General features: G+C 70.3%; 2 protein-coding genes. One reads left to right on the top strand and one right to left on the bottom strand.

Going from position 1 to position 2,667, the window contains the following annotated elements; genetic code table 11:
• Positions 1-193: 193 nt before the first annotated feature.
• The gene (locus HUK82_RS15790) at positions 194-1,093 is read right to left on the bottom strand and encodes a hypothetical protein (RefSeq protein ID WP_176614848.1); all 900 of its coding nucleotides are present in this window, start codon (positions 1,091-1,093) and stop codon (positions 194-196) included.
• A gap of 181 nt (positions 1,094-1,274) precedes the next feature.
• Here HUK82_RS15790 and HUK82_RS15785 point away from each other — a divergent pair, with 181 nt between their 5' ends.
• On the top strand, positions 1,275-2,462 hold the full coding sequence (locus HUK82_RS15785) for a glycosyltransferase family 4 protein (protein WP_176614847.1): 1,188 nt from the start codon (positions 1,275-1,277) through the stop codon (positions 2,460-2,462).
• The last annotated feature ends 205 nt before the right edge of the window (positions 2,463-2,667 follow it).

Raw genomic sequence — 2,667 nt, 5'->3', positions numbered from 1 at the left:
AGCAGGACGGCGTCGATGAAGTGTCGCGGCGCGCCCGCGGCGAAGGCGGATCGGAAATGGTCGGTGTCGGGCGCGTCGTCCTCGTCCGTCTGCGCCCGCGCGCCGACGTCGGCCACGCACAGCGCCAGCAGCGCCATCGCCGCCAGTCGCGGCACAACCTGGTGGCCGCGTGGTGACCCGCACCGCTGCGACCTCATCGGCATTGCAGCACGAATTCGGCGTGCCGGATGTCGTTTTCGACACGGGTGATGGTGTGGCGATCCAGAACCGCGTCGAGCCTTCCCTGCCCCGCGACGGGCGGGTCCGAGAGATGCGTCTGGCGACCGTACGCGGGCGGGATCGCGCCGCCCAGACTGTCGCCGCGCAGCAGTGTCGCAGCCGCTGCCACGCCGGGGGCCGCGGCGAACATCGCCCAGGACAGGACGATGCGCATGTTCGTCTGGACAAAGGTCACGGGGTCACCGTCGACGCTATATGCATCCACTTGTGGCGGCTTTGCCCCTTTGGGCATGTTGTCGCGGTGCAGTCCGGCCGCGTTGAACACGACGGCGGGTCGCCCGCTGTAGAACGCGGCCTCGGTCGCCAGACCGCCGCCCAGCGAGTGCCCGGTGAGCACGATCGGGATATCCGCCGGGACCGCCGACAGCAGGACACCGATCCGGCGCGCGTCATCGTACTGGGCAGGCTGGAACCCGAGCGCCTGCCCGACGTCGGTGGCGTCGTCGGTGATGTTCTTCGGGTCCGTGCCGCCAAACGCGATCACGTAATGCAGGGCGGTTCCTTGCAGGCAGGAAAACGCGCGTGCCCGGAAATGATGCGGCGCGACCCAGAGAGATCCCGGTGTCAGGCGCAGGGTCTGCAACGCCGTCGGCTGTCGGCTGATGTCGGTATAGCCGGTCGGCAGCACCCCCGGCTTTCCGTAGGCGAGGTCCGACAGCCGCGCCAGCACGGACGCCTGCAGCAGCCCCCCGCAGCCCGCCTCGTGCCCTTGGGCCAGCATGACGTCGACGGAGGCCGACGCCGGCCGGTAGGATGGCTGGGGCAGTCCCGCCGGCCATGAATTTCGTTGATGCGTGCCCAGAAACTCCGACATTGCCTTTCTCGCACATGGTCCGTCGCCGTCGAGCGTGCGACGTGCCGCCGGGCGTTGCAACCGATCGCGCATTACAGATGCAATACAGCATGCTCGCGCGCCCGGTTGCGTCGCCGCGTGGTGCCGCACGCGATCGGGCCGCGATATGTTTCGCGTCCGAGTGTGGTAACAACGTGTTGAGATGTCCGATTCGCTCCGCCCGCCGGTGATCCTTCAGGTTCTGCCCGCCCTGCACGGCGGGGGGGTGGAGCGCGGCACGATCGAGATGGTGCAGGCCATCGCCGGGGCGGGGGGCGTGCCGCTGGTCGCAAGCCGGGGTGGTCGTCTGGTGCCGTTGATCGGGCGTGCCGGCGGCCGGCACAGTGTGTTGCCCCTGCATCGCAAGTCGCCGTGGGCCGTCTGGCGCAACGCCCGTCGTCTGGCGGCACTGATCCGGGCCGAGGGTGTCGCTCTGGTGCACGCACGATCCCGCGCCCCGGCCTGGGCGGCGTGGCTGGCGTGTCGCGCCACCGGTGTGCCGCTGGTGACGACATGGCACGGCGTGCATCACGACTCCTTTCCCGGCAAGCGGCTGTACAACGGTGTTCTGGCGCGCGGGGAACGCGTGATCGCGATCTCGCACTTCATGGCCGCTCGCCTGACCGCGCGCTACGGCCTCGGCCAGGGGCGCCTGCGCATCATCCCGCGCGGTGCCGATACCCGCCAGTTTGATCCCGCCTGCGTGCGTGGCGACCGGATGCAGGCACTGGCGGAGGCATGGGACCTGCCCGACGATGCGGCGGTCATCATGTTGCCCGCGCGCCTGACCCGCTGGAAGGGGCATCTGATCCTGATCGAGGCGCTGGCCCGGCTGGCCCGCGAGGACGGCGTCCCCCCGTGGGTCTGTGTGTTTGTGGGTGAGGGGGCGCGGCCCGGCACGCGCAAGGGGCGTTTCACGGCCGAGATCGTGGCCCGCGCGCGCGCGGCGGGGATCGGCGCACGCATCCGGTTTGCCGGTCACTGCCAGGACATGCCGGCGGCGCTGATGCTGGCGCGCGTCGTTGTGGTGCCCAGTCTCCGGCCTGAGCCGTTCGGTCGCGCGGTCATTGAGGCACAGGCCATGGAGCGCGTGGTGATCGTGGCCAACCACGGCGGTGCCGCGGAGACGGTCATTGCCGGGCAGACCGGCATCCCGGTGCCCCCCGATGACGCGCAGGCCCTGTGCGACGCGTTGCGCGTGACGCTAGACGCGCCGGATGAGGCGCTGGCGGCCATGGGGTGGCACGCGCGGCAGCATGTGCTGGCGCATTTCACGACCACGGCGATGCAGCAGGCGACGCTGCGTGTGTACGACGAGGTGCTGGGGACCGCGCTGGCACCCGCGTCCTGATCCGCGCCGCGTGCAAGGGCTGCCCCACAATCGCCGCTTTCACGGCAGGTTACAGGTTGTTATATCCTGTGTTCGCTTTTTTCCCGAGTCTTTCTGCCGCGACTGGCCGCCATGACCGACTTTCGCCCGCCTGCCTCCCCCGACGAGACCGCGACCCCGTCCGACGCGCCGCGCCTGACGCCGCGCGCGGAAGCTGCGCTGGCCG

Source organism: Ameyamaea chiangmaiensis, from assembly GCF_013376175.1.
GTDB classification, from domain to species: domain Bacteria; phylum Pseudomonadota; class Alphaproteobacteria; order Acetobacterales; family Acetobacteraceae; genus Ameyamaea; species Ameyamaea chiangmaiensis.
This window is presented reverse-complemented; position numbering and strand designations above follow the sequence as displayed.